Source organism: Streptomyces sp. NPDC001339 (assembly GCF_042895955.1).
Taxonomy (GTDB): Bacteria; Actinomycetota; Actinomycetes; order Streptomycetales; family Streptomycetaceae; genus Streptomyces.
Map to the genome: position 1 here is coordinate 88,434 of NZ_JBIAWT010000013.1, position 24,720 is coordinate 113,153.

The 24,720-nt window shown below is 72.2% G+C and carries 20 protein-coding genes; 8 read left to right on the forward strand and 12 right to left on the reverse strand.

Annotation, left to right across the window (positions count from 1 at the left end; all coding sequences use genetic code 11):
* Nucleotides 1-41 precede the first annotated feature (41 nt).
* On the reverse strand, nucleotides 42-2,447 hold the full coding sequence (locus ACFY12_RS30710; protein ID WP_390719200.1) for a GH92 family glycosyl hydrolase: 2,406 nt from the start codon (nucleotides 2,445-2,447) through the stop codon (nucleotides 42-44).
* Between the two features lie 355 nt (nucleotides 2,448-2,802).
* Here ACFY12_RS30710 and ACFY12_RS30715 point away from each other — a divergent pair, with 355 nt between their 5' ends.
* Nucleotides 2,803-3,276 (forward strand): hypothetical protein, encoded by a 474-nt coding sequence (locus ACFY12_RS30715; protein ID WP_390719201.1) that lies wholly within the window; start codon nucleotides 2,803-2,805, stop codon nucleotides 3,274-3,276.
* Between the two features lie 166 nt (nucleotides 3,277-3,442).
* On the opposite strand, the gene ACFY12_RS30720 is transcribed toward ACFY12_RS30715, so the two are convergent.
* From ACFY12_RS30720 to ACFY12_RS30735, 4 genes are all read right to left on the reverse strand, one after another.
* Nucleotides 3,443-4,876 carry an amino acid permease gene (locus ACFY12_RS30720; protein ID WP_390719202.1) on the reverse strand — a complete coding sequence of 478 codons (1,434 nt, stop codon included), beginning with the start codon at nucleotides 4,874-4,876 and terminating at the stop codon, nucleotides 3,443-3,445.
* A gap of 275 nt (nucleotides 4,877-5,151) precedes the next feature.
* Nucleotides 5,152-5,367, reverse strand: a complete 216-nt coding sequence (locus tag ACFY12_RS30725) for a dodecin (protein WP_390719203.1) — start codon at nucleotides 5,365-5,367, stop codon at nucleotides 5,152-5,154.
* Between the two features lie 124 nt (nucleotides 5,368-5,491).
* Nucleotides 5,492-5,953 (reverse strand): universal stress protein, encoded by a 462-nt coding sequence (locus ACFY12_RS30730; RefSeq protein ID WP_390719204.1) that lies wholly within the window; start codon nucleotides 5,951-5,953, stop codon nucleotides 5,492-5,494.
* 84 nt (nucleotides 5,954-6,037) lie between these two features.
* Nucleotides 6,038-6,802, reverse strand: a complete 765-nt coding sequence (locus tag ACFY12_RS30735; protein WP_390719205.1) for a PAS domain-containing protein — start codon at nucleotides 6,800-6,802, stop codon at nucleotides 6,038-6,040.
* A gap of 116 nt (nucleotides 6,803-6,918) precedes the next feature.
* Here ACFY12_RS30735 and ACFY12_RS30740 point away from each other — a divergent pair, with 116 nt between their 5' ends.
* Both ACFY12_RS30740 and ACFY12_RS30745 read left to right on the forward strand, forming a co-directional pair.
* The gene (locus ACFY12_RS30740; RefSeq protein ID WP_390719206.1) at nucleotides 6,919-10,107 is read left to right on the forward strand and encodes a bifunctional cytochrome P450/NADPH--P450 reductase; all 3,189 of its coding nucleotides are present in this window, start codon (nucleotides 6,919-6,921) and stop codon (nucleotides 10,105-10,107) included.
* Between the two features lie 173 nt (nucleotides 10,108-10,280).
* Nucleotides 10,281-11,462, forward strand: coding sequence for an FAD-dependent monooxygenase (locus tag ACFY12_RS30745; protein WP_390719207.1), 1,182 nt, complete (start codon nucleotides 10,281-10,283; stop codon nucleotides 11,460-11,462).
* Between the two features lie 45 nt (nucleotides 11,463-11,507).
* On the opposite strand, the gene ACFY12_RS30750 is transcribed toward ACFY12_RS30745, so the two are convergent.
* Entirely contained in the window at nucleotides 11,508-12,125 is a 618-nt protein-coding gene (locus tag ACFY12_RS30750; protein WP_390719208.1) for a DUF2165 domain-containing protein, read from the reverse strand.
* Nucleotides 12,126-12,311: 186 nt separating this feature from the next.
* Between ACFY12_RS30750 and ACFY12_RS30755 the strand changes: the two genes are divergently transcribed.
* Entirely contained in the window at nucleotides 12,312-13,358 is a 1,047-nt protein-coding gene (locus ACFY12_RS30755) for a phosphatidylinositol-specific phospholipase C domain-containing protein (RefSeq protein ID WP_390719209.1), read from the forward strand.
* Here the strand turns inward: ACFY12_RS30755 and ACFY12_RS30760 are convergent.
* The 6 genes from ACFY12_RS30760 to ACFY12_RS30785 form a co-directional block, all read right to left on the reverse strand.
* Nucleotides 13,330-14,388: a trypsin-like serine peptidase gene (locus ACFY12_RS30760; RefSeq protein ID WP_390719210.1), complete on the reverse strand. Its 1,059-nt coding sequence runs from the start codon at nucleotides 14,386-14,388 to the stop codon at nucleotides 13,330-13,332. The two genes, ACFY12_RS30755 and ACFY12_RS30760, sit on opposite strands and share 29 nt — an antisense overlap.
* A gap of 296 nt (nucleotides 14,389-14,684) precedes the next feature.
* Nucleotides 14,685-15,650, reverse strand: coding sequence for an L-histidine N(alpha)-methyltransferase (egtD, locus tag ACFY12_RS30765; RefSeq protein ID WP_390719211.1), 966 nt, complete (start codon nucleotides 15,648-15,650; stop codon nucleotides 14,685-14,687).
* A complete protein-coding gene (egtC, locus tag ACFY12_RS30770) occupies nucleotides 15,647-16,402 on the reverse strand; it encodes an ergothioneine biosynthesis protein EgtC (RefSeq protein WP_390719212.1) in 756 nt (251 codons plus the stop codon). Before egtC ends, egtD begins: the two co-directional genes overlap by 4 nt.
* A 28-nt stretch (nucleotides 16,403-16,430) precedes the next feature.
* Nucleotides 16,431-17,750: an ergothioneine biosynthesis protein EgtB gene (gene egtB / locus ACFY12_RS30775; protein WP_390719213.1), complete on the reverse strand. Its 1,320-nt coding sequence runs from the start codon at nucleotides 17,748-17,750 to the stop codon at nucleotides 16,431-16,433.
* Nucleotides 17,747-19,036: an ergothioneine biosynthesis glutamate--cysteine ligase EgtA gene (gene egtA / locus ACFY12_RS30780; protein WP_390719214.1), complete on the reverse strand. Its 1,290-nt coding sequence runs from the start codon at nucleotides 19,034-19,036 to the stop codon at nucleotides 17,747-17,749. Before egtA ends, egtB begins: the two co-directional genes overlap by 4 nt.
* A 149-nt stretch (nucleotides 19,037-19,185) precedes the next feature.
* Nucleotides 19,186-20,397, reverse strand: coding sequence for a pyridoxal phosphate-dependent aminotransferase (locus ACFY12_RS30785; protein WP_390719215.1), 1,212 nt, complete (start codon nucleotides 20,395-20,397; stop codon nucleotides 19,186-19,188).
* Nucleotides 20,398-20,513: 116 nt separating this feature from the next.
* Between ACFY12_RS30785 and ACFY12_RS30790 the strand changes: the two genes are divergently transcribed.
* The 4 genes from ACFY12_RS30790 (at nucleotide 20,514) to ACFY12_RS30805 (ending at nucleotide 24,702) form a co-directional block, all read left to right on the forward strand.
* Nucleotides 20,514-21,227, forward strand: a complete 714-nt coding sequence (locus ACFY12_RS30790; protein WP_390719216.1) for a winged helix-turn-helix transcriptional regulator — start codon at nucleotides 20,514-20,516, stop codon at nucleotides 21,225-21,227.
* A gap of 135 nt (nucleotides 21,228-21,362) precedes the next feature.
* Entirely contained in the window at nucleotides 21,363-22,361 is a 999-nt protein-coding gene (locus ACFY12_RS30795; RefSeq protein ID WP_390719217.1) for an NADPH:quinone oxidoreductase family protein, read from the forward strand.
* Nucleotides 22,358-23,545, forward strand: a complete 1,188-nt coding sequence (locus ACFY12_RS30800; RefSeq protein WP_390719218.1) for an acyl-CoA dehydrogenase family protein — start codon at nucleotides 22,358-22,360, stop codon at nucleotides 23,543-23,545. The genes ACFY12_RS30795 and ACFY12_RS30800 overlap by 4 nt, the downstream gene beginning before the upstream one ends.
* Complete coding sequence (locus ACFY12_RS30805; RefSeq protein WP_390719219.1) at nucleotides 23,542-24,702, forward strand: acyl-CoA dehydrogenase family protein; 1,161 nt, start codon at nucleotides 23,542-23,544, stop codon at nucleotides 24,700-24,702. The genes ACFY12_RS30800 and ACFY12_RS30805 overlap by 4 nt, the downstream gene beginning before the upstream one ends.
* Nucleotides 24,703-24,720: the final 18 nt, after the last annotated feature.

The window sequence follows — 24,720 nt, forward strand, 5'->3', positions numbered from 1 at the left end:
GTACACCACTGCCGAGCCCGCTACTACCGCTACCGAGCCCGCTACCACCGCCTACCGGCCCCGGACGCCGTGCCCACCGGCGGCGGCGCGGTGCCTTCCCCGGTGCCCCAGTCCGACGGCTCGGTGCCCAGTGTGAACGCGAGTTCGTGCCCGGAGCGCAGCTCGTCGGTGGTGAGGTACGTCCGGTCCCGCTCGGTACCGTCCAGCCGCACCGACCGCACATAGCGGTTCGCGGACGACGTGCCGGGCGCGGTGAGGGTGAACCGCCCGGCCGGGTAGAAGCGCCGGTCCAGCGTCAGCTCCACCCGGTCGAAGACCGGCGTGCTCAGCCCCCAGGTGTCGGTGCCCGGCTGCACCGGGAACACCCCGATGGACGACAGCACCATCCACGCCGACATCGTCCCCAGGTCGTCGTTCCCGGTCATACCCGCCGGTGTGTCGGTGAACAGCGTCAGCGCCGCGTGCACCACGTCCGTCGTCTTCCAGGGGCGGCCGGTGGAGAGGTAGGTGTACGGCGCGATCAGGTCCGGCTCGTTCTGCGGGTTGTACTTGTCGGAGTTGTAGTAGTCGTACGGGCCGTTGACCCACACCTCGCGGGCGGTCTTCTCCGGATCCCGCAGCAGTTCCCGGTAGGCGAAGAACGCGTCGAGCCGCTCATCGGCCCGGTCCCGGCCGCCGATCAGCTTCAGCATCCCCGGCAGGTCCTGCGGCACCAGCCACTGGTACTGCCAGGACGTGCCCTCATGGAAGCCCTCGCTCTTGGCCGGGTCGGCCGGTCCGGTGAACGCGCCGTGCTCGTCCCGGGCCCGGAAGAAGCTGGTCGAACCGTCAAAGATGTTGCGGTAGTTACGCGCGCGGGCCGCGTACCGGTCGGCGTCCGCCCGGTGCCCCAGATCGCGGGCCATCTGCGCCAGCATCGCATCCGACAGGGCGTACTCCAGGGTCGCCGAGGCACCGTAGTCGAAGTCCGAGTCGCCGGGCTTGTGGTGCGGACGGCCCTTGAGGTACGGGACGAAACCGTCCTTCAGATAACGGGTGTTGGCATCCCGCCCGACGGCCGGTGAATCCGCCGGCGGCACCCCGTCGGCGTTCTTCTTCAGCGCCGCGTACGCCTCCTCCTCGTGTCCGGCCAGCAGCCCCTGCTGGTAGGCGTTGGTGAGGAACGGGGTCACCGGATCGCCGGTCATCACGTTCGTCTCGACCGTGCCGTAGCCCCACTTGGGCAGCCAGCCGCCCTCCTTGCCGATCCGCAGCACCGACAGCGCCATATCGCGCGACTCCCGGGGCGCCAGCAGGGCGAGCAGCTGAGCCTGGGTGCGATAGGTGTCCCACAGGGACCAGTTCTGGTAATACGCGGATCCCCCGGAATCCGCGGTGCGGTGGATCTTCCGGTCCCATCCGGTGTAGCGCCCGTCGGCATCGCTGCCGATGTTCGGGGCGAGGAACGACCGGTAGAGGGAGGAGTAGAAGGTGCGGCGCAGAGCCGGGGCGCCACCGTGGACCTTTACCTGAGCCAGCCGCCGCTCCCAGGCGGCGTCCGCGGCCGCCCGTACGCGGTCGAAGGAGCCGCCGCCCTCGGCGCGCAGGTTGCGGGCGGCGCCCGCCGCGTCGACGTAGCTGAGGGCGGTGGTCGCCTCGACCGTACGGTCCTTGCGGGTGTCGAAGCGGGCGTAGGCGCCGTGCCGTCCGCGTGCCGTCGACTCCTTCGAACCGGGCGTCACCTCGTCCCCGTCCCAGGTCCCGTAGGACGTGAACGGCCGGTTGAAGCGGGTGAGGGTGTGGACCGTGTACGGCCGGGTGTCCTTGCAGAAACCGCGGCCGGTGAGGGAGGTGCGGATGGTGCGTGAGTCCAGCACCTCCACCCGGGTGGAGACCGTCTTGTGCAGCGACTGGCCCGTGTTGAGCAGCACATTGGCCTGGTCGGTGGCCGGGAAGGTGTAGCGCTGCCGGCCGGTGCGGGCGGTGGCGGTCAGCTCGGCGGTGATGCCTCCGTAGGACGCCAGCCGGACGCGGTAGTAGCCGGGCCGGGCCGACTCGTCGTCATGACGGAAGGCGGCCGCGTACTTCGCGTAGTCGGTCTCGGTGATGCCGCCCGTGGTCGGCAGCACCGGCAGATCGCCGCCGAGCTCGCAGCCGACGCCGGAGAGGTGCACCGAGCTGAAGCCCCGGATGTGGTCGTCGTCGTAGTCGTAGCCGGTGTTGTGCCCGGTGTCGGGGGAGAGCTGCACCATGCCGAACGGTACGGCGGCACCCGGGTAGGTGTTGCCGTCGTTGCGGCTGCCGATGAACGGGTTGACCAGGCCAGTGAGGGGGCCGCCAGGCGGGCCGCCGGACGGGGAGCCGGACGACTCGGCCTGCGCGGCGGGGACCGCGAGTGCGCTCCCGGTGAGCGCGGCCGCCAGCACCACGCCCACGCTGCGCAGCCGGATGCGACGAGGATTCGGCATGGATCCGGACCTCCGGAGAGGGGAGTCGACAACGTTGTCGAAGCGCGCCCATTCTTGAGGGTGGACAGGTGCACGTCAAGGGGGCGCGCGCGAGGGCGGGGTGATGCCCCGGGTTCGATGCGCCATGGCGTGGCCACGTCAAAAATCATGGGGATCCGCCTTGCCCTCTTCCGGGGTGCGTGCCTCAATGGATGCGCGATTCAGGTTGCTGACCAGGCGTCAGATCCTCGTGGTCCAGGCGCAGTCGGTACGGGGTCCGACCGCGGGCCCCGCGTGGCTGCCTGTCGTTCCCTCATGCACCCCTCGACGGCCGGTGTCACGGACCTGCCACCCCCACACGAAGGCGGTATCCCCCATGAGGCACATCAGACCGGGCAAGCGTGGCATCGGTACGGCGCTCGGCGTCGCGGTCGCCGTCGCGGGCACACTGGCGATGGCACCGGCCGCGGCCGCGGTGACGCCCGGCACCGCCACCCTCTCGTTCGACTGCGGTTCGTACGGATCGGGCGAGGCGACGCTCACCGCGACCCAGGACGGCACGGCCGCCACGATCGAGGTGTCCACGTCGGCGATCACCTCGCCGATAAAGATCGGCGCGAACTCGGTCGAGTCGACGCTGAAGCTCAAGAACGGCTCGGGTACCACGGAGTTCACCGGCAAGGCCAACCCGGAGATCCCGGCCGGGAGCGCGGTCTCCACCGGGCCGCTCAAGGGCACGGTCGCCGCGGGCGACCGCCTGGAGGCCACGTCCCTGACGGTCAAGGCGCTGGGGACCACGGCCACCTGCGAAGCCACGTCGGCGCAGAAACCCGGGCCGTTCGAGTTCTGACCGGTCCGCTTCGACCGGTCCGCTTCGACCGGCCTGCTTCTGACCGGTCGGCTTCCGGCCGGTCCGGGGTCGTTCGTCCGGCCAGGACGGAAAGGGACCGGCGGGGCATCTGCCCGCCGGTCCCGGTCCTGCTCACCCCGGCATCCGCCTCATCGCCGGGCTCCGCTCACTCGGATCGCTCGCTCTCGCTCTCCTCCCGCGCCAGGTTCGAGTGCCGGTAGGAGTACGCGAAGTAGACGACCAGGCCGACCACGAACCAGACCGCGAAACGCAACCAGGTCTGCCACTCCAGGAAGGTGATCAGCCATACGGAGAAGCACACGCCGAGCGCGGGCACCACCGGCATTCCCGGTGTGCGGAAGGTGCGCGGCAGGTCGGGGCGCTTGTAGCGGAGGACGATCACCGCGATACAGACCACCACGAACGCCAGCAGAATGCCGATGTTCGTCAGCTCGGCCGCCTCACCGATCGGCAGAAAACCCGCGATGGCCGCGGAGGCGAAACCGACGATCCAGGTCACCCGGACCGGCACATGGCGGGTGGGGCTGGTCTTGGCGAACCACTTCGGCAGCAGACCGTCGCGGCTCATCGAGAACCAGACCCGGGTCACTCCGAGCATAAAGGTGAACATGACCGTGAGGATGCCGATGATCGCGCCGACCGCGATGACGTCCGCGAGCCCGGTCATACCCGCCGCTTTGAACGCCGACGAGAAACCGCTCTCCGGGTCGATGGACTTGTAGTTCTGCATACCCGTCAGCACCAGGCAGGCCAGTACGTACAGCACCATCGAGATCACCAGGGAGTAGATGATCGCTTTCGGCATATGGCGCTGGGCGTCCTTGGATTCCTCGGCCGCGGTACTCATCGCGTCATAGCCGAAGACGGCGAAGAACACGGTGGCCGCGCCGGTGAACGCCCCGCTCACCCCGAAGGGGAAGAAGGGCTGGTAGTTCTCGGACTTGATCTGGAAGAAGCCGACGGCGATGACCACCGCGACCACCAGGACCTTCAGGATGACCACAACGGTTTCGAAGCGCGCGGCATTCTTGATGCCGAGGGTCAGCAGATAGGCGATCAGCAGGCAGAGGAGCGCCGCGAACAGGTCCACACGGTGTCCCGGGCCGGTTCCGGGCGCGCCCAGCATCCAGGCAGGAAGATCGAGCCCCACCTCACCCAGCAGGAAACCGAAATAGCCGGAGATGCCGATGGCGACCACCGCGACGATCGCGGTGTATTCGAGCAGTAGATCCCAGCCGATGAACCAGCCGGCCAGCTCACCGAGCACCGCATAGCCATAGGTGTACGCCGAGCCGGCCTTCGGGATCAGCCCGGCGAATTCCGCGTACGAAAATGCCGCCGCGGCGCTGGCGACACCCGCGATGAGAAAGGAGACCAGGACCGCGGGCCCGGCCTTGCCATTGGCGACGGTGCCGGCGAGTGTGAAGATTCCGGCGCCGATGATGCCGCCGACACCGATGGCGGTCAGCTGCCACAGGCCGAGTGCCCGGGTGAGCTGCTGGCTCGCGGAGCCCTCCGCCTCCTCGATGTGTTCGATCGGTTTACGGCGCAATGCGCCCTGTCCCGCGCGCAACCCCATGTGTCAGCCCTCCGTAGGCTCACTCCGTCGTGGTCCAACGGCGGATCATCATGGCCCCTCGCGGGCGCTGGAGGAAGGCGACTCCCTAAGCGGGGCCGGACTCGCCGGGAGACACACACCGACATGCACGGAAATACTCCATGGACCCGTACGGAAATACTCCATGGGCCTGCACGGGAATACTCCGTCGACTTGCACCGGCGGGCGGGCATCCGGGGGGGGCGAACGGAACTCCCCGCGGGTTCCCGATGCGTCACCCGAGGACTCCCGATCCGTCAGTCGGCGTCCTCCAGGCGGAAGCCGACCTTCAGTCCGACCTGGTAGTGGTCGATTTCGCCGTTGACGAGATTTCCGCGCACCTCGGTCACCTCGACCCAATCCAGGTTGCGCAGCGTTTGCGAGGCACGCCGGACGCCATTGCTGATCGCGGCTTCCACGCTCTGCCGGGACGTACCGACGATCTCGGTCACGCGGTACGTGTGGTCGGTCACGGTGCTCTCCCTCGGCCGGGGCGGCTCTCCGCCCGTCCACCTCCGACCATGCCTCAGACCTACGCGCCTCACCAGCGGAGCACCCCCCAACGGCCCCGCGTTCTCCCCGGGTCCCGCGCCCTGCCTACGGGACGACGGTCACCGGCCAGCGGCCGGCCTTGACCAGGCGGACCGCGACCGAGCCCATGATGCGGTGCCCGGCCGACTCCGAAGCGCCCACCACCACCGCGTCGGCCTTGAGGTCGTCGGCCATCTGCACCATGCCGTTGTACGGGTCGCCGCGCAGGGTGTGGAACTCCCAGCGCACGTCGTACGTCCCCCGCACGCGCTCGGTCGCCTCGCGGATCCCGGCCATCAGCTCCTCGGCGACCTCGTTCGTCGTATCCAGCACCGGGGCACCCATCGCGGCCCCGGCCGGCAGCACCGGCTGGACGTAGACCAGCACCAGCTTCGACCCCTGGCGCCGGGCCAGTCCGGACGCGTACGCCGCGGCGCGCCACGACGAGTCGGAGCCGTCGACGCCGACGACGATGACCTTCGGACCGTCCGTTCCGCGCTCGAACCGCGCGGCTGCGTTCTCCTCCACACCGGAAGGCTATCCGTACACGCGTGCTGACGGGGCTCCCGGGTCGCTCCGCCGCGCCACGGCGCGTGTACACCCGGCCGGGGATCAGGCGGGGGCCGGCGGCCAGCTCTCCGGCGACAGCACACCCAGCACATACGCCTTGGCGACCAGCGAGGTACGGCCCTGGACACGCCAGCGGCGAGCCAGCCGGGTGAGGTGGTAGTTCACCCCGTCGACCGTCAGGCCCAGCGCCGTACCGATCGCCGCCGTGGTGGCGCCCCCGGCGGCGAGCGCCAGGATCCGGGCCTCCACCGGGCTCGCCGTGCCGGGCGGCGGCGCCGGGGAAGGTGCGGTCTCGCGCACCCGCAGCACCGCCAGCAGCAAGGGCGGCTGTTCGGAGGGATCGCCGACCGGGTCCACCGTCAGTTCTCCCTCCCGCACGGCCCCGTCGGACCCGGCTCGCCAGTGCACCTCGACCGGGTAGCGGGACCGGCGGCCCAGCCGCAGTGCCTCCTCGATCCGCAGCAGCTGTTCCTTCGCCCTGGGCTTGAACAGGTCCAGCAGGTTGCGGCCGCGCAGCTGCCCGGGAGCCGCACCCCACTGCGCGGCCATCGCCGGATTGGCGATCAGCACCTCACCGTCGCTCCGGCACACCGCGATCGGGGTGGGGATGCGGTCCAGAAGGATCAGGAAGTAGTTGTGCCACTGGTCACCGGTGTGCGACGGGGTCAGGTCGGTATGTCCGACCGGGGCGGAATGTCCCGTCGTGCCCGGCGGGTTGGGGGTGTGGGGTGTGTCCGGGGTGTGAGGGATGTGGGGGGTGTGAGGGGTGTCCGTCCCTGATGTGCCGTCGGCGGTGCAGTCGTCCATTGCTCTTCCCCTGCCCTTCCTCCGGTCCGCGCGCAAGAGCACGCAGCGAAAAAACACTGCACAATCATGCAGTTGCCCGGACGTGAGCCGTTCGCCGGGCCCCGCACGCTGGAGACATGACCGACACTCTCGCGCTCCACAGCGGCGTACGCGCCGCCGACGACAGCATCCCGGTCGCCGACCTCACGGCCGGACTCACCGACACACCCGTCCAGCAGGCCATGGACCTCGCCCGGATCCACGGCCCGGTCTTCAAGCGCAAGCTCGGCGACCGCGAGACGCTCTTCCTGACCTCGCTCGACCTGGTGACCGAGGTCGCCGACGAGACCCGCTTCACCAAGGGCGTCTCGGCCGTACTGGAGAACGTCCGGGAGTTCGCCGGCGACGGTCTGTTCACCGCGTACAACGACGAGCCGAACTGGGCCAGGGCGCACGAGGTCCTGATGCCCGCCTTCGCGCTCGGCTCGATGCGTACGTACCACCCCCCGATGCTCCAGGTGGCCCGCCGGGTCATGGCCGCATGGGACCGGAAGGCGGCCGACGGCACACCGGTCCAGGTCGCCGAGGACATGACCCGTATGACGCTCGACACCATCGGGCTCGCCGGCTTCGGCTTCGACTTCGGGTCGTTCTCCCGGGGCGATGACGCGCACCCGTTCGTCGAGGCCATGGTGCGCTGCCTGGAGTGGAGCATGAAGAAGTTCGCCCGCGACCCGGACGCCGACCACTCGGCGGCGGACGCGGCGTTCCGCGCCGACGCGGACTACCTCGCCTCCGTCGTCGACGAGGTCATCGCCGCCCGAACGGCGAGTGGTGAGACCCGGGACGACGATCTGCTGGGCCTGATGCTCGCCGCCGGTGAGCAGGGGAACGGCGGCGGGCCGGGCGGACCCTCCCTGGACCTCGCCAACATCCGCAACCAGGTCATCACCTTCCTCATCGCCGGTCACGAGACGACGTCAGGCGCGCTCTCCTTCGCCCTCCACCACCTGGTCAAGGACCCGCTCGCGCTGCGTATGGTCCAGCGCGAGGCCGATGAGCTGTGGGGGGACCAGGACGACCCCGACCCGGCCTTCGAGGACATCGGCCGGCTGCCGTTCACCCGGCAGGTCCTCAACGAGGCGCTGCGGCTGTGGCCCACCGCCGCCGCCTTCAGCCGCCAGGCCCGCGAGGACACCGTGATCGGCGGCCGCTACCCGGTCAAGGCCGGTGAGCTGGTCACCGTGCTCACCCCGATGTTGCACCGCGATCCCGCCTGGGGCGACAACCCCGAACTCTTCGACCCGTCCCGCTTCGGCCCGGAGGCCGAGGCGGCCCGCTCACCGCATGCCTACAAGCCGTTCGGCACCGGTGAACGCGCCTGCATCGGGCGGCAGTTCGCGCTGCACGAGGCGACCATGCTGCTCGCCCTGCTCGCCCACCGCTACCGCCTGATCGACCACCGCGACTACCGGCTGCGCATCAAGGAGACCCTGACCCTCAAGCCCGAGGGGTTCACGCTCACCCTGGCCCCCCGGACCCCCGCCGACCGGGCCGCGGTGCGCGCCGCGCTCGGCGTCCTGCCCGGCGGCGCCGAGGGCTCCGCGGACGACACCGCCGCCGATGCCGGACTTCCCACCCGGGTCCCCCAGGGCACGGGCCTGCTGCTTCTGCACGGCAGCAACTACGGCACCTGCCGCGAGTTCGCCGAGCGGCTCGCCGACGACGCCGCCGGCCTGGGCTTCGCCACCGACGTGGCGCCCCTGGACGCCTGCGCCGGACAGCTCCCCGCCGACCGGCCCGTCGTCATCGTCGCCGCCTCCTACAACGGGCAGCCCACCGACGACGCGGCCGCATTCGTCCGCTGGCTGACGACCGCACCGGACGGCGCCGCCGCGGACCTCCCCTTCGCGGTGCTCGGCGTCGGCGACCGCAACTGGGCCGCCACCTACCAGCACATACCGGCCCTCATCGACGACCGGCTCGGCGCGCTCGGCGGCCACCGGCTGCTGCCCCGCGCCGAGGCCGACGCCTCGGGCGATCTGAACGGCACCGTCAAGGAGTTCACCGCAGCGCTCCGCACCCAGCTGCTCAGCCGGTACGGCGATCCGGCCAGCGCCGGCGCCGGCACACCCGCCGCCGAGGACACCGGCTACACCGTCACCGAGGTCACCGGCGGCCCGCTGGACGCGCTCGCCGCCCGGCACGGCCTCACCCCGATGACCGTCACCGAGGCCTACGACCTGACGGCCCCGGACTGGCCGCGGCCCAAGCGCTTCCTGCGGCTCGCGCTGCCGGACGGTGTCTCCTACCGCACCGCCGACCACCTCGCCGTCCTCCCGGTCAACGCCCAGGCCACCGTGGAGCGGGCGGCCCGCGCGCTGGGCGCCGACCTCGACACGGTCCTCGCTCTCCACCCCGGCCGCCGCCCCGGCCGCGACACCCTCCCCGTCGACCGGCCACTGACCGTGCGCCAACTCCTCACCCACCACCTGGAGTTGGGCGCCCGTCCCGCGCCCGGCCAGGCCGCCGCCCTGCTCGCTCCGCACAACCCCTGTCCGCCCGAGCGCCACGCCCTGGAGAACCTGGACGAGGACGACCCGCGCACCCTGATCGAGCTGATCGAGGACCATCCGGCACTGCGCGGGGCACTGCCCTGGTCCGTGGTACTGGAGCTGCTGCCGCCGCTGCGCACCCGGCCGTACTCCGTGTCGTCCTCACCCGCCGCCGACGGCCGGCACGCCGATCTGATGGTCTCGCTGCTGCCCGGTGGCACCGGTTCGCCCTATCTGCACACCCTGCGGCCCGGCGACACGGTCCTGGCCCGCGTCCAGCCCTGCCGGGAGGCCTTCCGGCTCGACCCGGACGAGGACACCCCCGTCATCCTGGTCGCCGCCGGCACCGGCCTCGCGCCCTTCCGCGGCGCCGTCGCCGACCGCGTCGCCGCGGGCCGGACCACACCCGCCCTGCTGTACTTCGGCTGCGACGACCCGGCCGCGGACTTCCTGCACGCCGCGGAGCTCGCCGCCGCCGAAGCCGCCGGCGCGGTCTCCGTACGCCCCGTCTTCAGCGCGCGCCCGCAGCACGGCCACCGTTTCGTCCAGCACCGCATCGCCGCCGAGGCCGCCGAGGTGTGGGCGCTGCTCCAGGCCGGGGCGCGGGTGTACGTCTGCGGTGACGGCAGCCGGATGGCACCCGGCGTACGGGCCGCCTTCCGCGAAGTGCACGCCGCGCACACCGGCGCCTCCCCCCAGGAGTCCGAGGCCTGGCTGCGCGAACTGACCGCCTCCGGCCGCTATGTCGAGGATGTGTACGCGGCGGGCTAGGACACAGTTCCCGGGGCCTGCTGCCGTCGGCCACCGGGCGGGGTATGGCTCCGTCCGGTGGCCGACTGGATCTTCCGGCCCGGCCGGGTCAAGGTGGGGTGGTGCGGTCAACCGGGCCGCACCGCTCACCGGCCGCGTCCGGCCGGCGGCCCGACCAGGGGGGGAACAGCGGCATGACCAAGGCACTGATCATCAGCGGCGGTATCGCGGGCGCGGTGACCGCGATGGCGCTGCGGAAGGCCGGTATCGCATCCGAGATATTCGAGGCCTACCCGACCGGCGCGGACGACGTCGGCGCCTTCCTCGTCGTCTTCGCCAACGGACTCGAAGCGCTCCGGGTGATCGACGCGCAGGCACCGGTCGTCGAGCACTCCTTCCCGGCACAGCGGGTGGCGCTCATCGGCAGCGACGGCGCGCGCCTGGGGGAGCGGCCCATCGCGGGCACGGAACAGGGCACCGGCCTCGGCCCGCGCACCCTGCGCCGGGCCACGCTCTACCAGGTACTGCACACCGAGGCCGCGCGCCGCGGGATCGCCGTACGGCACGGGAAGCGGCTGACCGGTGCCGAGACCGTGCGCACGGCCGACGGCGAGCGGGTGGTCGCCACCTTCGCCGACGGCAGCCGCGCCGAGGGCGACCTCCTCATCGGCGCGGACGGCCTGCACTCCGTCACCCGCACCCTCATCGACCCGGCCGCGCCGAAGCCGCGCTACACCGGCCAGAACACCGTCTGCGGCTACACCCGTGACGCCGATGTCGCGCTGCCATCGGATACGTACACCATGATCCACGGCAAGCGGGCCTTCGTCGGCTGCACCCGTGCCCCCGACGGCGAGATCTGGTGGTTCGCCAACATCCCCGGTACGGAACTGGACCGCGCCCACCCGTCCGCCGCGGCACCCCGGGTCTGGCGCGAACGGCTCGCCGGACTCCTCGCGGACGACGGCACCCCGGCCGCCGCCATCGTCCGCGCCACCGACGACCACCGCATCGTCGCCTCCAACGCCTACGACCTCGCCTCCACTCCGACCTGGCACACCGACACCATGGTCGTCCTCGGCGACGCCGCACACGCCGCCGCGCCCAACGCCGCCCAGGGCGCCTCCATGGCCATCGAGGACGGCATCGTCCTCGCCAAGTGCCTGCGCGACCATCCGGAGCCGCGGCGCGCCTTCGTCGCGTACGAGCAGCTGCGCCGGGAGCGGGTGGAGAAGGTCGTCGCGGCCAGCGCCGGCCTGGCGCGGCGCATCGCCTCGGGTACGGCCGACGGCCGCCCCGCCCGCCCGGACGGCGCCGGGCGCGGCGGCCCGGAGGCCGACAACAACTGGCTGACGGGGTACCGGATCGAGTGGTGAGGGGAGGCGCGCGGCCGGGCCGGGGTGCGGAACGGCCGCCCTGTCCTACTCTCCGCCCGGCGCGCTCCGCCCGTTCTCCCCGGTCCGCCCGCCCCGGCCCGGGAGGTGGACGACGAGCAGGGCGATCCCGGCAACCATGATGTTGCGGGCCGCCGCTTCCACCCCGTTCCAGTTCTTGGACTGCCACATCGAGAACCACTCACCCCCGATGGCGAGGAAACCCGCGCCGAACAGCACCAGGATCATCAGCAGGCCGAGGGTGCTGACCCGGCGGGCGCGGGCGAGGCCGCCGCGCCGCAGTCCGAGGGCCCAGAGCACGGTGGCGAGGATCAGCACCAGCGCGGCGGCGGTCTCCCAGGCGATGATCGCCACGTACACGGCATCCTGCAGCGGCCGTGAGGTGATGGCCCGCCACATCAGGTCCGGGTCCCGGAACGTGGTGTCCATGGCAAGGACATGCCGGACGAACTGCTGATTGGTGTCGAAGTCGGTGATATTGCCGAAGGCGACGAGGGCGATATAGAGCGCCACCGTCCCGGTGAGCAGGGTTGCCGCGAGCGGCAGTCCGGTACGGCCGTGAGTGTCACCTCCGGGGCCGGCTCCCTTCCCGGCGTCGGTCGTGCTGCCGCCGTTGGCGTTGGCGTTGTTGTCGGTACCGGCCATATCGCGCCTTTCCCTGGTCGGTGGTGTCCTGCGGTGGGTGTCCAGCTTCCACCGACCCCGTGGTCCTGAACGTGGTCAACTTCCGTACGCTACTCCCCATTCGACTGCACGACCGACCAGTCGAGTGAATGTGCGGTTCGCATGACCGGACAGCCGAAAACCGAGGACCACGGGAAAGCGGGGAACATGACGGGGAACACGAACGGTAAGCGGTGCGTGGGGACGGTCGCCGCCGCGGCGGCGGCGATGATGGCGATGAGCGGGCCGGCGAGCGCCGAACCGGCCGCCCTGACCTATGGAACCAGCACATCCGTGGGCGTCCACAACGCCTACGACAAGGAGAAGTACCCGTACTTCGCGGATGCGCTGGACTCCGGCGCCGCGCTGCTCGAACTCGACCTCTGGACAAACGGGCTGGGCAGGTCCTGGCGGGTCTCGCACGGCAACCCGCTGGGGAACAAGAACAACTGCGAGGGTGCCGCGAACGCTTCGGAGCTGCGCACCAAGGGCCGCGACCAGGACTTCGGCGGCTGCCTCGCCGATATGAAGGCCTGGCACGACGCGCACCCCGGCCACCGCCCCATCCTGGTCAAGGTCGAGCTGAAGGACGGATTCAACGCCAAGGGCGGGCGTGGCCCGGCCGAGTTCGACGCTCTGGTGCGGCAGAAACTGGGCGACGCGGTGTACGGGCCGGGCGATCTCACCGCGGGGCACACCACGCCTGACGAGGCGGTGCGGTCCGGGGGCTGGCCCTCTCGCGCCGACCTGGCCGGGAAGTTCCTCTTCGAGCTGATACCCGGCACGGTGGAGGAGAGCAATCCGCTCGACAAGCTGTGGACGGATGTCGAGTATGCGACGTATCTGAAGGATCTCGCGGGGCAGGGGCGGCTGGACCGGTCGACGGCCTTCCCCGCGGTGCACGGCGCGGCGCCCGGCGACCCGCGGAACCGCTATGCGGATCCGGCGCTGCGCCCGTGGTTCGTGGTGTTCGACGGTGACGCCGCGACCTACCTGAACGGATCCATCGACACCGCCTGGTACGACGCCCGGCACTACCTCCTCGTCATGACCGACGCGCACAAGGTTCCCCCGGTGATCGACGGCACCCGGCCCACCGAGGCCGAGGCGCTGGCCAGGGTCGGCAAACTCGCCTCCGCACACGCCAGTTTCGCCACCGCCGACTGGTATCCGCTGCCGTCCGTCCTCAGGACCGTGGTGCCGCGCGGGGCCTGATGCCCTGCGTGGGGATGGATCCCGTGGCCGCGCGCCGGTAGAGCGCGGCCACGGCCCGGCCGAACCGGCTGCTGTACGAGGTGAGGTCGTCACCGCCCTCGTCGAGACCGCCGATCACCCCGATCAGCGTTCCGGTTCCGGTGGCCGGATCGAGGTCGGTGAGCCACGGCCCGCCGCTGGTGCCGTTGGGGAACCCCGGGCAGGGGAAGCGCAGCTGGGTCGAGCTCTCGGCGTCCGCCGTGTGCCGGCAGCTGACCGGTGTGTCCCGGTCGGCGGGGTAGCCGGTCAGCAGCGCCGGGCGCCCGGCCGGGGCGTCGAACCGGATCCGTTCGGCGCCGGTGAGGTCCTCGATCCGGCCGCCGGCCCGCCCGTACCTGCGGACGCGCAGGAACGCCACATCGCGGTCCGGGTCCCGGTCGCTGATCCAGCGGGGGTCGACATGGACCCGGGTGGGCACCCACAGGCCGTACGGTGCGATCCCGTCGTGCAGGCCGGGAGCGAAGACGAGCCGGGTGCGGAAGCCGCCGTCATGGACGCAGTGCGCGGCGGTGACGACGAGGTCTCCGGCGGGGGAGTGCACCACGCTCGCGGTGCAGTGGTGTACCGGATCGCCGTCGCCGTCGGGGGCGAAGAGCGGGCCGATGGCCGGCGCGGGGGCGGCCGGGGCCGCCGCCAGTGGCCGGGACACCGGCGGCGGGACGACCGGCGGGACCGCCGGCCGGACTGTCGGCGTCGGGACCGCCCCTCCGCCGTCGCGCCGGGCTGCCACGGGCGGCCCGGGCCGCTCCTCGTACGGGCCCGCGAGCACCGCAGCGGCCGCCTGGTCGCCGTCGGCCCGGGTCGCGCGGTACGAGCCGGTGGCGCGGTCCCCGGTGGCCAGGTACGGATCGCGGAACGGCAGGCTCAGCGCGAGCGCGGTGCTGCCGAGGACGGCGGTCAGTGCCCCGAGCGCGACGGTCACCCGCAGCGGGATGCCGGCCCGGCCGCGGCGGGGGTGCGCCGTCGCGGTTTCGCGTTCGCCCGTCTCCACGGATCTGATCTTGCCCGACCTTGCGGTGCCGCGCATGTTGTCGTCCGCGGTGCGGTGCGTTTCGCTGCGCTTGGCCGGCTTCCCACGTTGTTGGCTGCGGCGTCGTACCTCCGTTTCGTCGTTGCGCCCGTTGTGGCGCCCCGTTTGTTCTTGGCGTTTCTCGCCGTGGCGCCTGCGGCGGGCTGTTGCCGCTGCGCGGGGCTTTACGTCACGGGTGCGCCCCTCCGGACTCCGTCCTGCGGTGCGCCCCCTCCCGTGGAGGGGTGGAAGGGGTCCGGAGGGGCGGACGTGAGGGATCAGGCGCGGGCGGTGGACAGCGACAGGGCGTAGCGGCCCCCGCTGTCCGTCCACCAGTTGGTCAACTCCAGGCCGGCGTGGGCGAGTTCCGCGCTGACGCGGTCCTTGCGGAACTTGGCCGAGATCTCGGTGCGCAGCTCCTCGCCGGCCTCGAAGGTCACGGCCAGGTCCGCGCCCGGGATCTTCACGGTCAGGTCCCGGCGGGCCCGTAGCCGCATCTCGATCCACTCGTGTTCGGCGTTCCACAGGGCGACATGGTCGAAGTCCGCGGGGTCGAAATCGCCGTCCAGTTCGCGGTTGATGACCTCCAGTACGTTCTTGTTGAACGCGGCCGTCACACCCCGTGGATCGTCGTACGCGGCGACCAGAGTGGCCTCGTCCTTGACCAGGTCGGTGCCGAGGAGCAGGGCGTCGCCCGGGGACAGCAGGGCGTGGACGGAGTGGAGGAAGGCGGCGCGCTCGGTGGGGAGGAGATTGCCGATGGTGCCGCCGAGGAACGCCAGGAGGCGTGGGGCGGGCGTGCCGGGGAGCTCGATGCCCTGCTCGAAGTCGGCGACCAGTGCGTGCACGGTCAGCCCGGGGTGCTCGGCGAGCAGCGCCTCGCCGGCCGCGGCCAGTGCGGATTCGCTGACATCTATGGGGACATAGCTGTGCAGTCCGGTGAGCGCGCCGATGAGGTGGCGGGTTTTGTCGGACGATCCGGAGCCCAGCTCGATCAGGGTGCGGGCGCCGGTGGCCGCGGCGATATGACCGGCGTGGGCGACCAGGATCTCCCGCTCGGCGCGGGTCGGGTAGTAGCCGGGAAGCCGGGTGATCTCGTCGAACAGCTCGCTGCCGCGGGCGTCGTAGAACCACTTGGGCGGCAGCTGTTTGGGCGTGCGGGACAGCCCCTGGACGACATCGGCACGCAGCGCGGCCGCGGTGGCGTCGGCGGGGAGGGTGCGGGTGATGCTGAGGGGGGTCACGTAGCGGGCTCCTTGAGCGGGGTGAGGTGGACCTCGGTACGGGTGGCGCGCAGCAGGGTGCGGTCCGGGACCTCGGTCCAGTGGGGCGAATCGTCGTAGGGTTCGGCGGCCACCACCCGGCCGCCGCCGGGAACGGCCAGGTGGAACAGCGTGTCGCCCCAGTTGGTGGCGGCGATGGTGGTGCCGTCGGTGAGCAGCAGATTGAGCCGGGAGCCGGGCGCGGCCGCGGCGACGGCCCGTACGGTGTCGGCCAGCGCCTCCCCGGGCTCGTCGCCGCGCGCGAGCCGGTGGTGGACCAGGGCCCACAGGAATGCGGCGTCGCAGCGGGCCTGGAGGCTCAGCAGCTCTTCCGGCGGCAGTTCGGCGGCCAGTGGCGCGAGGGAGCCGGGCCAGCCGGTCACCGCGCCGTTGTGGCTGAAGAGGTAGCGGCCGGTGGTGAACGGGGCGGCGGCTGCCTCGGCGTCCGGGCCGGTCATGGTGGCGTCGCGTACGGCGGCCAGCAGCGCACCGGTGCGTACCACCCGTCCCAGGTCGGGCAGTTGTTCATCGGCCCAGATCGGCCCGGCGCGCCGGTACCGGGCGGGAACCGGGTCGCCGGGCGCGTACCAGCCGATACCGAATCCGTCCGCGTTGACCGTTCCGTGCCGCTGGCGGCGCGGCGCCCAGGACTGCCGGTACAGGCTGTGCGGCGGGGTGAGCACGATCCGGCCGAAGGGGATCTCCGGTCCTGTGTAGGCGAGGTGGCGGCACATCAGGCCATGACCTCCCGGGTGGCGGGGTTCATCCGTCCACCTCCGGACCGGCGTCGCGGGCGGTCCGGAATCCGGCGAAGATCTGCCGCCGGACCGGCAGGTCCCAGTTGCGGAAGGTGCCCCGGCAGGCGACCGGGTCGACGGCGAACGACCCGCCGCGCAGCACCTTGTACCCGTCGCCGAAGAACACCTCCGAGTACTCGCGGTAGGGGAAGGCGGCGAAGCCCGGGTACGGCAGGAAGTCGCTCGCCGTCCACTCCCACACGTCGCCGATCAACTGCCGTACGCCGAGCGGGGACGCGCCGGCGCGGTAGCTGCCGACCGGGGCGGGCCGCAGATGCCGCTGGCCGAGGTTGGCGTGCTCGGGTGCGGGGTCCTGGTCGCCCCAGGGGTAGCGCATCGACCGGCCGGTCGACGGGTCGTACCGGGCGGCCTTCTCCCACTCGGCCTCGGTCGGCAGCCGTCGCCCGGCCCAGCGGGCATAGGCGTCCGCCTCGTACCAGCTGACGTGCAGCACCGGCTCGTCCGGCGGGACCGGTTCGGTCACCCCGAATCTGCGGCGCAGCCACTGGCCGCCGTCCCGCTTCCAGAACAGCGGGGCGCTCAGGGTGTGCTCCTGGACCTGCGCCCAGCCCTGCGGGGCCCACCAGCGCGGGTCCCGGTAGCCGCCGGCCTCGATGAACCGCAGGTAGGCGCCGTTGCTGACCGGTGTGGTGTCGATCAGGAACGAGGGCACCGGCCGGCGGTGTGCGGGCCGCTCGTTGTCCAGCGCCCAGGGCTCGGTGGACGTCCCCATGGTGAACGGGCCGCCGGGGACCAGGACTTCGGCGGGCAGGGCGTCCGCGTCGGCCGGCAACGGCTCCGCCTCGCCGAGCACGGGAGACCCGCGACGGAGCTGGTGCGTGATCAGCATGGTCTCGTCGTGCTGCTGCTCATGCTGGGCGATCATGCCGAAGGCGAAGCCGGCGTCCAGCAGCGGGCCGCCATGGAGCGGGGTGTGCTCCAGGACGTCCAGTACCCGGCCGCGGACCTCGGTGAGGTAGGCGTGCGCCTCGTCGGGCTTCAGCAGCGGCAGCGCGGGGCGCTCGGCACGCGGATGCTCGAAGGCGTCGTAGACGGAGTCGATGTCCGGCCGCAGCGGGTCACGGCCGCCGACGGTGCGCAGCAGCCACTGCTCCTCCTGGTTGCCGATGTGCGCCAGGTCCCACACCAGGGGGGACATCAACGGGGAATGCTGGGCGACGAGATCGGGGTGATCGACGCAGTGGGTCAGCAGGTGGGTGCGGGCACGGGCGGCGAGCAGCGCCGAGGCCGCCCGCTCCCGGAGGAGTTCGGGATCGGTGGTCACGGGCTCTCCTTCTCCAGAACGTTCTCCAGAACGAGTGCGTCCTCCGCGGTGCGCGGGGCGTCGAGGTAGTCGTCCGCCGGGCAGCGGCCGCGCGCCACATAGCGCTCGGTGAACTCCGCGACCGCCGCGCGTACTCCGGGGGAGGCGCCGAGCCGGGGCAGGGCCTCCTGTGCGGCGGCGAAGCAGCCGACCGCCGCGGTGTGCAGCTCCGGATCGGTCAGCGCCCGGCGGGCCGCCCGCCGCCACAGCGGGTTGCGCGGCGCCGGCCGCGGACCCGCCGTTTCGGCCAGGGGCTTGACGAGGCGGTAGGCGCGCTCGGTGGCCTCCGGGTCGTCGAACAGGGCGGCCGTGACGGCGAGCGGTACGACCCACCCCGTGTCGCCCGGCTGCGCGTCGATCATGCGCAGTTCCAGGTGGCCGCGGGGCCGGACCGGCGGGAAGAGCGTGGTGACGTGGTAGTCGAGGTCCTCCTCGGTGGGCGGCCGTGGCGCGCCGGTACGGATCCATTCGCGGAAGGTGAGCCCCTCCGGCGCGTCCCAGCTTCCGTTCTCGGTACGGAGACACATCACGGGAGCGTCCAGGGCGTAGCGGGCCCATGCGCCGCGCGGATCGGGCCCTTGCGGCGGCGCGAGCGTACGGTCCGGGTCCATCTGGGACCAGACGGCCTGCCGGGTGCTGCGGTAGCCCGTGGGACAGCCCTCGCTGGTGGGCGAATTGGCGAACGCCGCGGTCAGCACCGCGCCGAGCAGATGCGCCAGCAGCCAGCGCCTGCCCAGCCCGAGCGGCCCCGGTTCCTCGTACCCGGCGTCCACGCAGACCTGCACGGACGCCGTGCCGCACATCATGTGGCGGCCGGCCGGGCCCCAGCGGTCGAAGTACGCCTCCATGGCGTTGTAACGCGGGTCATGGAGTACCCGTCGCGGGGGGTGCCACGGGTTGTGGCCGTGGCCGGCCAGTCCCAGCCCCCTGGTCCGCAGGGCGGGGCGGACCAGCGCCAGATCGGCCGACATGGCCTCGACGCACTCGGTGAGGGAGGTGGCGGGCAGCGAGCTGAGCTCCAGCTGGCCGCCGGGTTCGAAGGTGAGAGGGGAGCTGAGAGGGAGGGCGCGCAGTGCGGTGGCTGCCTCGTGCAGCCGGTCCGGTTCCACCGGACATCGGGGGTGCCGGGTGTCGTGGACGAGCCATTCGAGCTCGACGCCGATGAGGCGTGGCGGACCCGTCTTGAAGCATATTCCGTGCAGATGCGCTTCGAGTTCCGCTTCCGATACCGCGGGCCGTACGGGCATGGAACCCCTCTCCCTGGTGGGGACGGCGGCAGGATTGCCGCCCTCCACCTAATAGGGTGCGGGGCGCCGCGCTCAAGAGGACGTCGCAGTACGGCCGGTCGGGTGACGGGAACGCGCCCCGCCGCGGCGGGCCCCGCGAGCGGCCGGCGTCACTGCCGGTAGCCCGCCAGGAAACGGCCGATCCGGCTGATCGCGGCGTCGAGATCGTCGGCGTACGGCAGGGTGAGGATGCGGAAGTGGTCCGGGCGGGGCCAGTGGAAACCGGTGCCCTGGACGACCTGAATCTTTTCCCGCAGGAGGAGGTCCAGTACGAACTTCTCGTCGTCGTGGATCTTGTGTACGGCCGGGTCCAGGCGGGGGAAGGCGTACAGCGCGCCCTTGGGCTTGACGCAGGAGACGCCGGGGATCTCGTTGAGCCGCTCCCAGGCCCGGTCGCGCTGCTCGCGCAGGCGGCCGCCGGGCAGCACCAGTTCCTGGATGGACTGCCGGCCGCCGAGCGCCGCCTGGATGGCGTACTGGGCGGGTGCGTTGGGGCACAGCCGCATCGAGGCGAGGGTGCCCAGGCCCTCCAGGTAGTCGGCGGCGTGCTGCTTGGGGCCGGACACCACCAGCCAGCCGGAGCGGAATCCGGCGACCCGGTAGGCCTTGGACAGTCCGCTGAAGGTCAGGCACACCAGGTCGGGGGCGAGCACCGCGGCGTGGTGGTGGACGGCGTCGTCGTAGAGGATCCGGTCGTAGACCTCGTCGGCGAAGACCATCAGCTGGTGGCGCCGGGCCAGATCGAGCATGCCCTCCAGCAGCTCGCGCGGATAGACCGCGCCGGTGGGGTTGTTGGGGTTGATGATGACCAGCGCCCTGGTCCGGTCGGTGATCTTCGAGGCGAGGTCGTCGAGGTCCGGCAGCCAGTCGGCGGACTCGTCGCACAGGTAGTGCACGGCCTTGCCGCCGGCGAGGGTGGTGACGGCTGTCCAGAGGGGGAAGTCGGGGGCCGGGATGAGGACCTCGTCGCCGTCGTCCAGCAGCGCCTGGAGCGCCATCGAGACGAGTTCGGAGACACCGTTGCCCAGGTACACGTCGTCGACACCGACGTCCGGCAGCCCCACCTGCTGGTAGTGCTGGGCCACCGCGCGGCGGGCCGAGAGGATGCCGCGGGACTCCGTATAGCCGTGTGCGCGGGAGAGGTTGCGCATCATGTCCTGGAGGATCTCCTCGGGACACTCGAAGCCGAACAGCGCCGGATTGCCGGTGTTCAGCCGCAGCACACTGTGCCCGGCCTCCTCCAGCGCGTCGGCGTGCTCGATCACCGGTCCGCGGATCTCGTAGCAGACGTCGGACAGTTTGCTGGACTGCTTGAACTGCATGCGGCGGCCTCCCGGTCCCCTCGCTCACCGCTCGGCGCGGCAAGCACTCGCAAACACCGTACTTGGTTTTACCAAGCGTGGACTTGGAAAGTCCAACTTCTGGCTATGCTGGTGTCATGCCGCGCCGAAGCTATGACCAGTACTGCGCCGTCGCACGGGCTCTGGACGCCATCGGAGACCGCTGGACGCTGCTCATCGTCCGGGAACTGCTCGGCGGCTCCCGGCGATACACCGACCTCCACGCCGATCTGCCGGGCGTCAGCACGGACATGCTCGCCTCCCGGCTCAAGGACATGGAGCGGGACGGCCTGGTGACCCGCCGCCGGCTCGCCCCGCCCGGAGCCGCCTCCGTCTACGAACTCACCGACCGCGGCCGCGCCTTGCTGCCCGCGCTCACCGCCCTCGCCGACTGGGGCGCGTCCGCCCTCGACGAGAAACGTCCGACGGACGCGGTGCGGGCCCACTGGTTCGCGGTCCCGCTCCTCACCCGGCTCGCCCGGCACTTCGCGGACGACGGTGTCGAAGTGGTCGATATCGCCCTGGACGAGGGGGAGTTCCATGTCGTTCTCGGCGGTGACGGCTCCGGTTACGCGGACGGCTCCGGCCGCGCGGATGGCCTCGGCTACGCGGACGGTCCCGCCGAGCATCCGGACGTCCGTCTGCGGATGGACACCGCGACCTGCGCCGACCTCGCGTATGACCGCCTCTCTGTCGCCCAGGGGATCGCATCCGGCCGGATCGCGGTCGGCGCGCCCGGCCGGTCCGGAGAGGGGCCGGGAGAGGCGGAGCGAGGCGGGGAGGGGCGGGGACGGGTGACGGCGCGTCGGTGAGCGCTCCCGGGGTGAGATGACCGGGACTCGCCGGAGGCTGTTCCGTCGGGGATACCGACCGCTTAGTATGCCGCTGGCGAGGGAGCCGTGTGCCCTTCGCGCCACCCCGTGTACCCAAGGCTGCGGAGGCACCAGGTGAAGGCATGGCGCGTACATACGAACGGCGAGCCGCGCGAGGTGATGCGCCTGGAGGAGGTGCCGGACCCACAGCCGGGGCCGGGGCAACTGCTGCTGCGGGTGCGGGCCGCCAACGTCAACTTCCCGGACGCGCTGCTGTGCCGGGGCCACTACCAGGTGCGGCCACCGCTGCCGTTCACCCCGGGCGTGGAGATCTGTGGTGAGGTGCTCTCGGCGGGGGAGGGGGCGGCCGGTGCGGTCGGCGCGCGGGTACTGGCCCAGCCGCCGCTGCCCCACGGAGGCTTCGCCGAACGTGTGGTCGTCGACGCGGCGACGGTACGCCCGGCGCCCGAGGCCCTGGACGACGCCGAGGCCGCCGCGCTGCACATCGGCTACCAGACCGGGTGGTTCGGACTGCACCGCCGGGCCCGCCTCCAGGCCGGTGAGACGCTGCTGGTGCACGCCGCGGCGGGCGGCGTCGGCAGCGCCGCCGTACAGCTCGGCAAGGCCGCCGGAGCGCGGGTCATCGGGGTGGCCGGCGGCGCGGACAAGGTCCGGATCGCCGCTGAACTGGGCTGTGATGTGGTCCTCGACCGGCGCACCGACGACATCGTCGCGGGCGTGAAGGAGGCCACCGGCGGGCGGGGAGCGGATGTGGTCTACGACCCCGTGGGCGGCGACGCGTACACCAAGTCCACCAAGTGCATCGCCTTCGAGGGCCGGATCATCGTCGTCGGCTTCGCCGGCGGCACCGTTCCCACCCCCGCCCTCAACCACGCTCTGGTGAAGAACTACGCGGTCCTGGGCTTGCATTGGGGCCTCTACAACGCCAAGGACCCGGCCTCGGTCGACGCCTGCCACGAAGAGCTCGGCAAGCTCGCCGCACAGGGCGTGATCAAGCCGCTCATCGGCGGGCGGGTGCCGCTGGACGGCGCCGCCGACGCCGTGCAGCGGGTCGCCGACGGGGCCTCCGTCGGCCGCCTCGTGGTGGTTCCCGGAACGGAGGGAGCCCGATGACCGACGCCCACGACCTGCGCCGCCGCACCGCCGAGCTGCTCGCCGCCCACCCTCCCGTCACCACCGACCGGCTGGAGTTCCTGCGCGCCCGCTTCGATGCCGGGCTCGCCTGGGTGCACTTCCCCGAGGGCCTCGGCGGACTGGACGCGCCACGGGCTCTGCAGCCGGTGGTGGACGCGGAGTTGGCGGCGGCCGATGCCCCCGACAACGCCCCGGAACGGATCGGCATCGGCCTGGGCATGGCCGCACCCACCATCCTGCGCTTCGGCACCGACGAGCAGCGCCGGCGCTTCCTGCGCCCGCTGTGGACCGGCGAGGAGGTGTGGTGCCAGCTGTTCAGCGAGCCCGGCGCCGGCTCCGACCTGGCGGGGCTGGCCACCCGTGCCGTACGCGGCGAGGGAGGGGACTGGATCGTCGACGGACAGAAGGTCTGGACATCGAGCGCGCACCTGGCCCGCTGGGCGATCCTGATCGCCCGCACCGACCCCGACGTGCCCAAGCACCGCGGAATCACGTACTTCCTCTGCGATATGACCGACCCCGGCGTCGAGGTGCGGCCACTGCGGCAGATCACCGGTGAGGCCGAGTTCAACGAGGTCTTCCTCACCGGCGTCCGGATTCCCGACGCCCACCGCCTCGGCGCGGTCGGCGAGGGCTGGAAGGTGGCACAGGCGACCCTGATGAACGAGCGGGTCGCCATCGGCGGCGGCGCCCGCACACCCCGCGAAGGCGGGATGATCGGCGTGGCCGCCGCCGACTGGCGCGCCCGCCCCGCACTGCGCACCCACGACCTGCACCAGCGGCTGCTGACGCTGTGGGTGGAGGCCGAGGCCGCCCGGCTGACCGGCGAACGGCTGCGCCAGCAGCTCTCCCAGGGCCGGCCCGGCCCGGAAGGCAGCGGGCTCAAACTGGCCTTCGCGCGGCTCGCCCAGGAGATCAGCGGCTGGGAGGTGGAGTTCCTCGCCGAGGACGGACTGGCCTACGACGACTGGACGATGCGCCGCCCCGAAGGCGTGGACTTCACCGGACGCGAGGCCGGCTACCGCTACCTGCGGGCCAAGGGGAACTCCATCGAAGGAGGCACCTCGGAAGTGCTGCTGAACATCGTCGCCGAGCGGGTGCTGGGGCTGCCGCCCGAGCCGCGCACCGACAAGGACGTCGCGTGGAAGGACCTCCCCCGATGACCGACCCGCGGACTGCCGCGCGCCAGGGCCTCGACCCCGGCCCCGATCTCCTCTACTCGCAGGACGAGGACGCGCTGCGCGCCGCCGTACGGTCGCTGCTCGCCGACCGCGGCGATCCGGCCACCGTGCTCGCCGGACTGGAGGCGGACCCGCCCTACGACACCGGGCTGTGGCAGGCGCTCGCCACCGGGATCGGCACCGCGGGGCTGCTGGTCCCCGAGAAGTTCGGCGGAGCCGGCGCGGGCGCTCGCGAGGCCGCCGTCGTGCTGGAGGAACTGGGCCGCTCGGTGACGCCCGTCCCCTATCTGACCAGTGCGGTCATCGCGGTGACCGCACTGCTCGGCTGCGACCACGGACGGGAGGAGGTCGCCGCACCGCTCGCCGCGCTCGCCGCAGGCGGCACCGTCGGTGTGCTCGCGGTCCCGTTCACCACCGCGCCGGGCCGGCTGCCGGACCCGGCCGTACGAGCCGAACCGGGCGGCACGCTGACCGGCCGGGTGACCTCGGTCGCCGACGCCGCGGCCGCCGGGCTGCTGCTCGTGCCCGCCCAGGGGCCCGACGGCCCGGCGCTCTACGCGGTCGAGGCCCGGGCGGCCGGGGTGCGGGCCGAGTCCGTCACCCCGCTCGACCTCACCCGCCCCCTGAGCCACCTCACCTTCGACGGCGCCCGCGGGCGGCTGCTGGCCTCCGGCGACCGTGCCCGTACGGCCGTGGAGCGGGCGCTGCTCACCGGGGCGGGGCTGCTCGCCTCGGAACAGCTCGGCGTCGCCGAGTGGTGCCTGGCCGAAGCCGTGCGGTACACCGCCCAGCGCACCCAGTTCGGCCGTCCCGTGGGCTCCTTCCAGGCGCTCAAGCACCGGATGGCCCGGCTGTGGCTGGAGGTCTCCTCGGCCCGGGCCGCCGCCCGCAACGCCGCGGACGCCCTGGCCACCGGCAGGGACGCCCCGGTGGCGGTGGCGGTCGCCCAGGCGTACTGCGCGCCGGTGGCGGTGCGTGCCGCCGAGGAGTGCGTCCAGCTGCACGGCGGGATCGGGATGACCTGGGAGCACCCGGCGCATCTGTTCCTCAAGCGGGCCAAGAGCGACGAGCTCGCGCTGGGGTCGCCGGGGCGGCACCGGGAGGCACTGGCGGGGCTGGTGGATCTCGCCGCTCCGTAGCGGCATCCTCGTCGTGTC

Excerpts from the sequence above, each read along its gene's own strand:
- ACFY12_RS30710 (WP_390719200.1), bottom strand. The coding sequence starts at position 2,447 with ATGCCGAATCCTCGTCGCATCCGGCTGCGCAGCGTGGGCGTGGTGCTG.
- ACFY12_RS30715 (WP_390719201.1), top strand. The coding sequence starts at position 2,803 with ATGAGGCACATCAGACCGGGCAAGCGTGGCATCGGTACGGCGCTCGGC.
- ACFY12_RS30720 (WP_390719202.1), bottom strand. The coding sequence starts at position 4,876 with ATGGGGTTGCGCGCGGGACAGGGCGCATTGCGCCGTAAACCGATCGAA.
- ACFY12_RS30735 (WP_390719205.1), bottom strand. The coding sequence starts at position 6,802 with ATGGACGACTGCACCGCCGACGGCACATCAGGGACGGACACCCCTCAC.
- ACFY12_RS30740 (WP_390719206.1), top strand. The coding sequence starts at position 6,919 with ATGACCGACACTCTCGCGCTCCACAGCGGCGTACGCGCCGCCGACGAC.
- ACFY12_RS30745 (WP_390719207.1), top strand. The coding sequence starts at position 10,281 with ATGACCAAGGCACTGATCATCAGCGGCGGTATCGCGGGCGCGGTGACC.
- ACFY12_RS30750 (WP_390719208.1), bottom strand. The coding sequence starts at position 12,125 with ATGGCCGGTACCGACAACAACGCCAACGCCAACGGCGGCAGCACGACC.
- ACFY12_RS30755 (WP_390719209.1), top strand. The coding sequence starts at position 12,312 with ATGACGGGGAACACGAACGGTAAGCGGTGCGTGGGGACGGTCGCCGCC.
- egtC (WP_390719212.1), bottom strand. The coding sequence starts at position 16,402 with ATGTGCCGCCACCTCGCCTACACAGGACCGGAGATCCCCTTCGGCCGG.
- egtA (WP_390719214.1), bottom strand. The coding sequence starts at position 19,036 with ATGCCCGTACGGCCCGCGGTATCGGAAGCGGAACTCGAAGCGCATCTG.
- ACFY12_RS30785 (WP_390719215.1), bottom strand. The coding sequence starts at position 20,397 with ATGCAGTTCAAGCAGTCCAGCAAACTGTCCGACGTCTGCTACGAGATC.
- ACFY12_RS30790 (WP_390719216.1), top strand. The coding sequence starts at position 20,514 with ATGCCGCGCCGAAGCTATGACCAGTACTGCGCCGTCGCACGGGCTCTG.
- ACFY12_RS30800 (WP_390719218.1), top strand. The coding sequence starts at position 22,358 with ATGACCGACGCCCACGACCTGCGCCGCCGCACCGCCGAGCTGCTCGCC.
- ACFY12_RS30805 (WP_390719219.1), top strand. The coding sequence starts at position 23,542 with ATGACCGACCCGCGGACTGCCGCGCGCCAGGGCCTCGACCCCGGCCCC.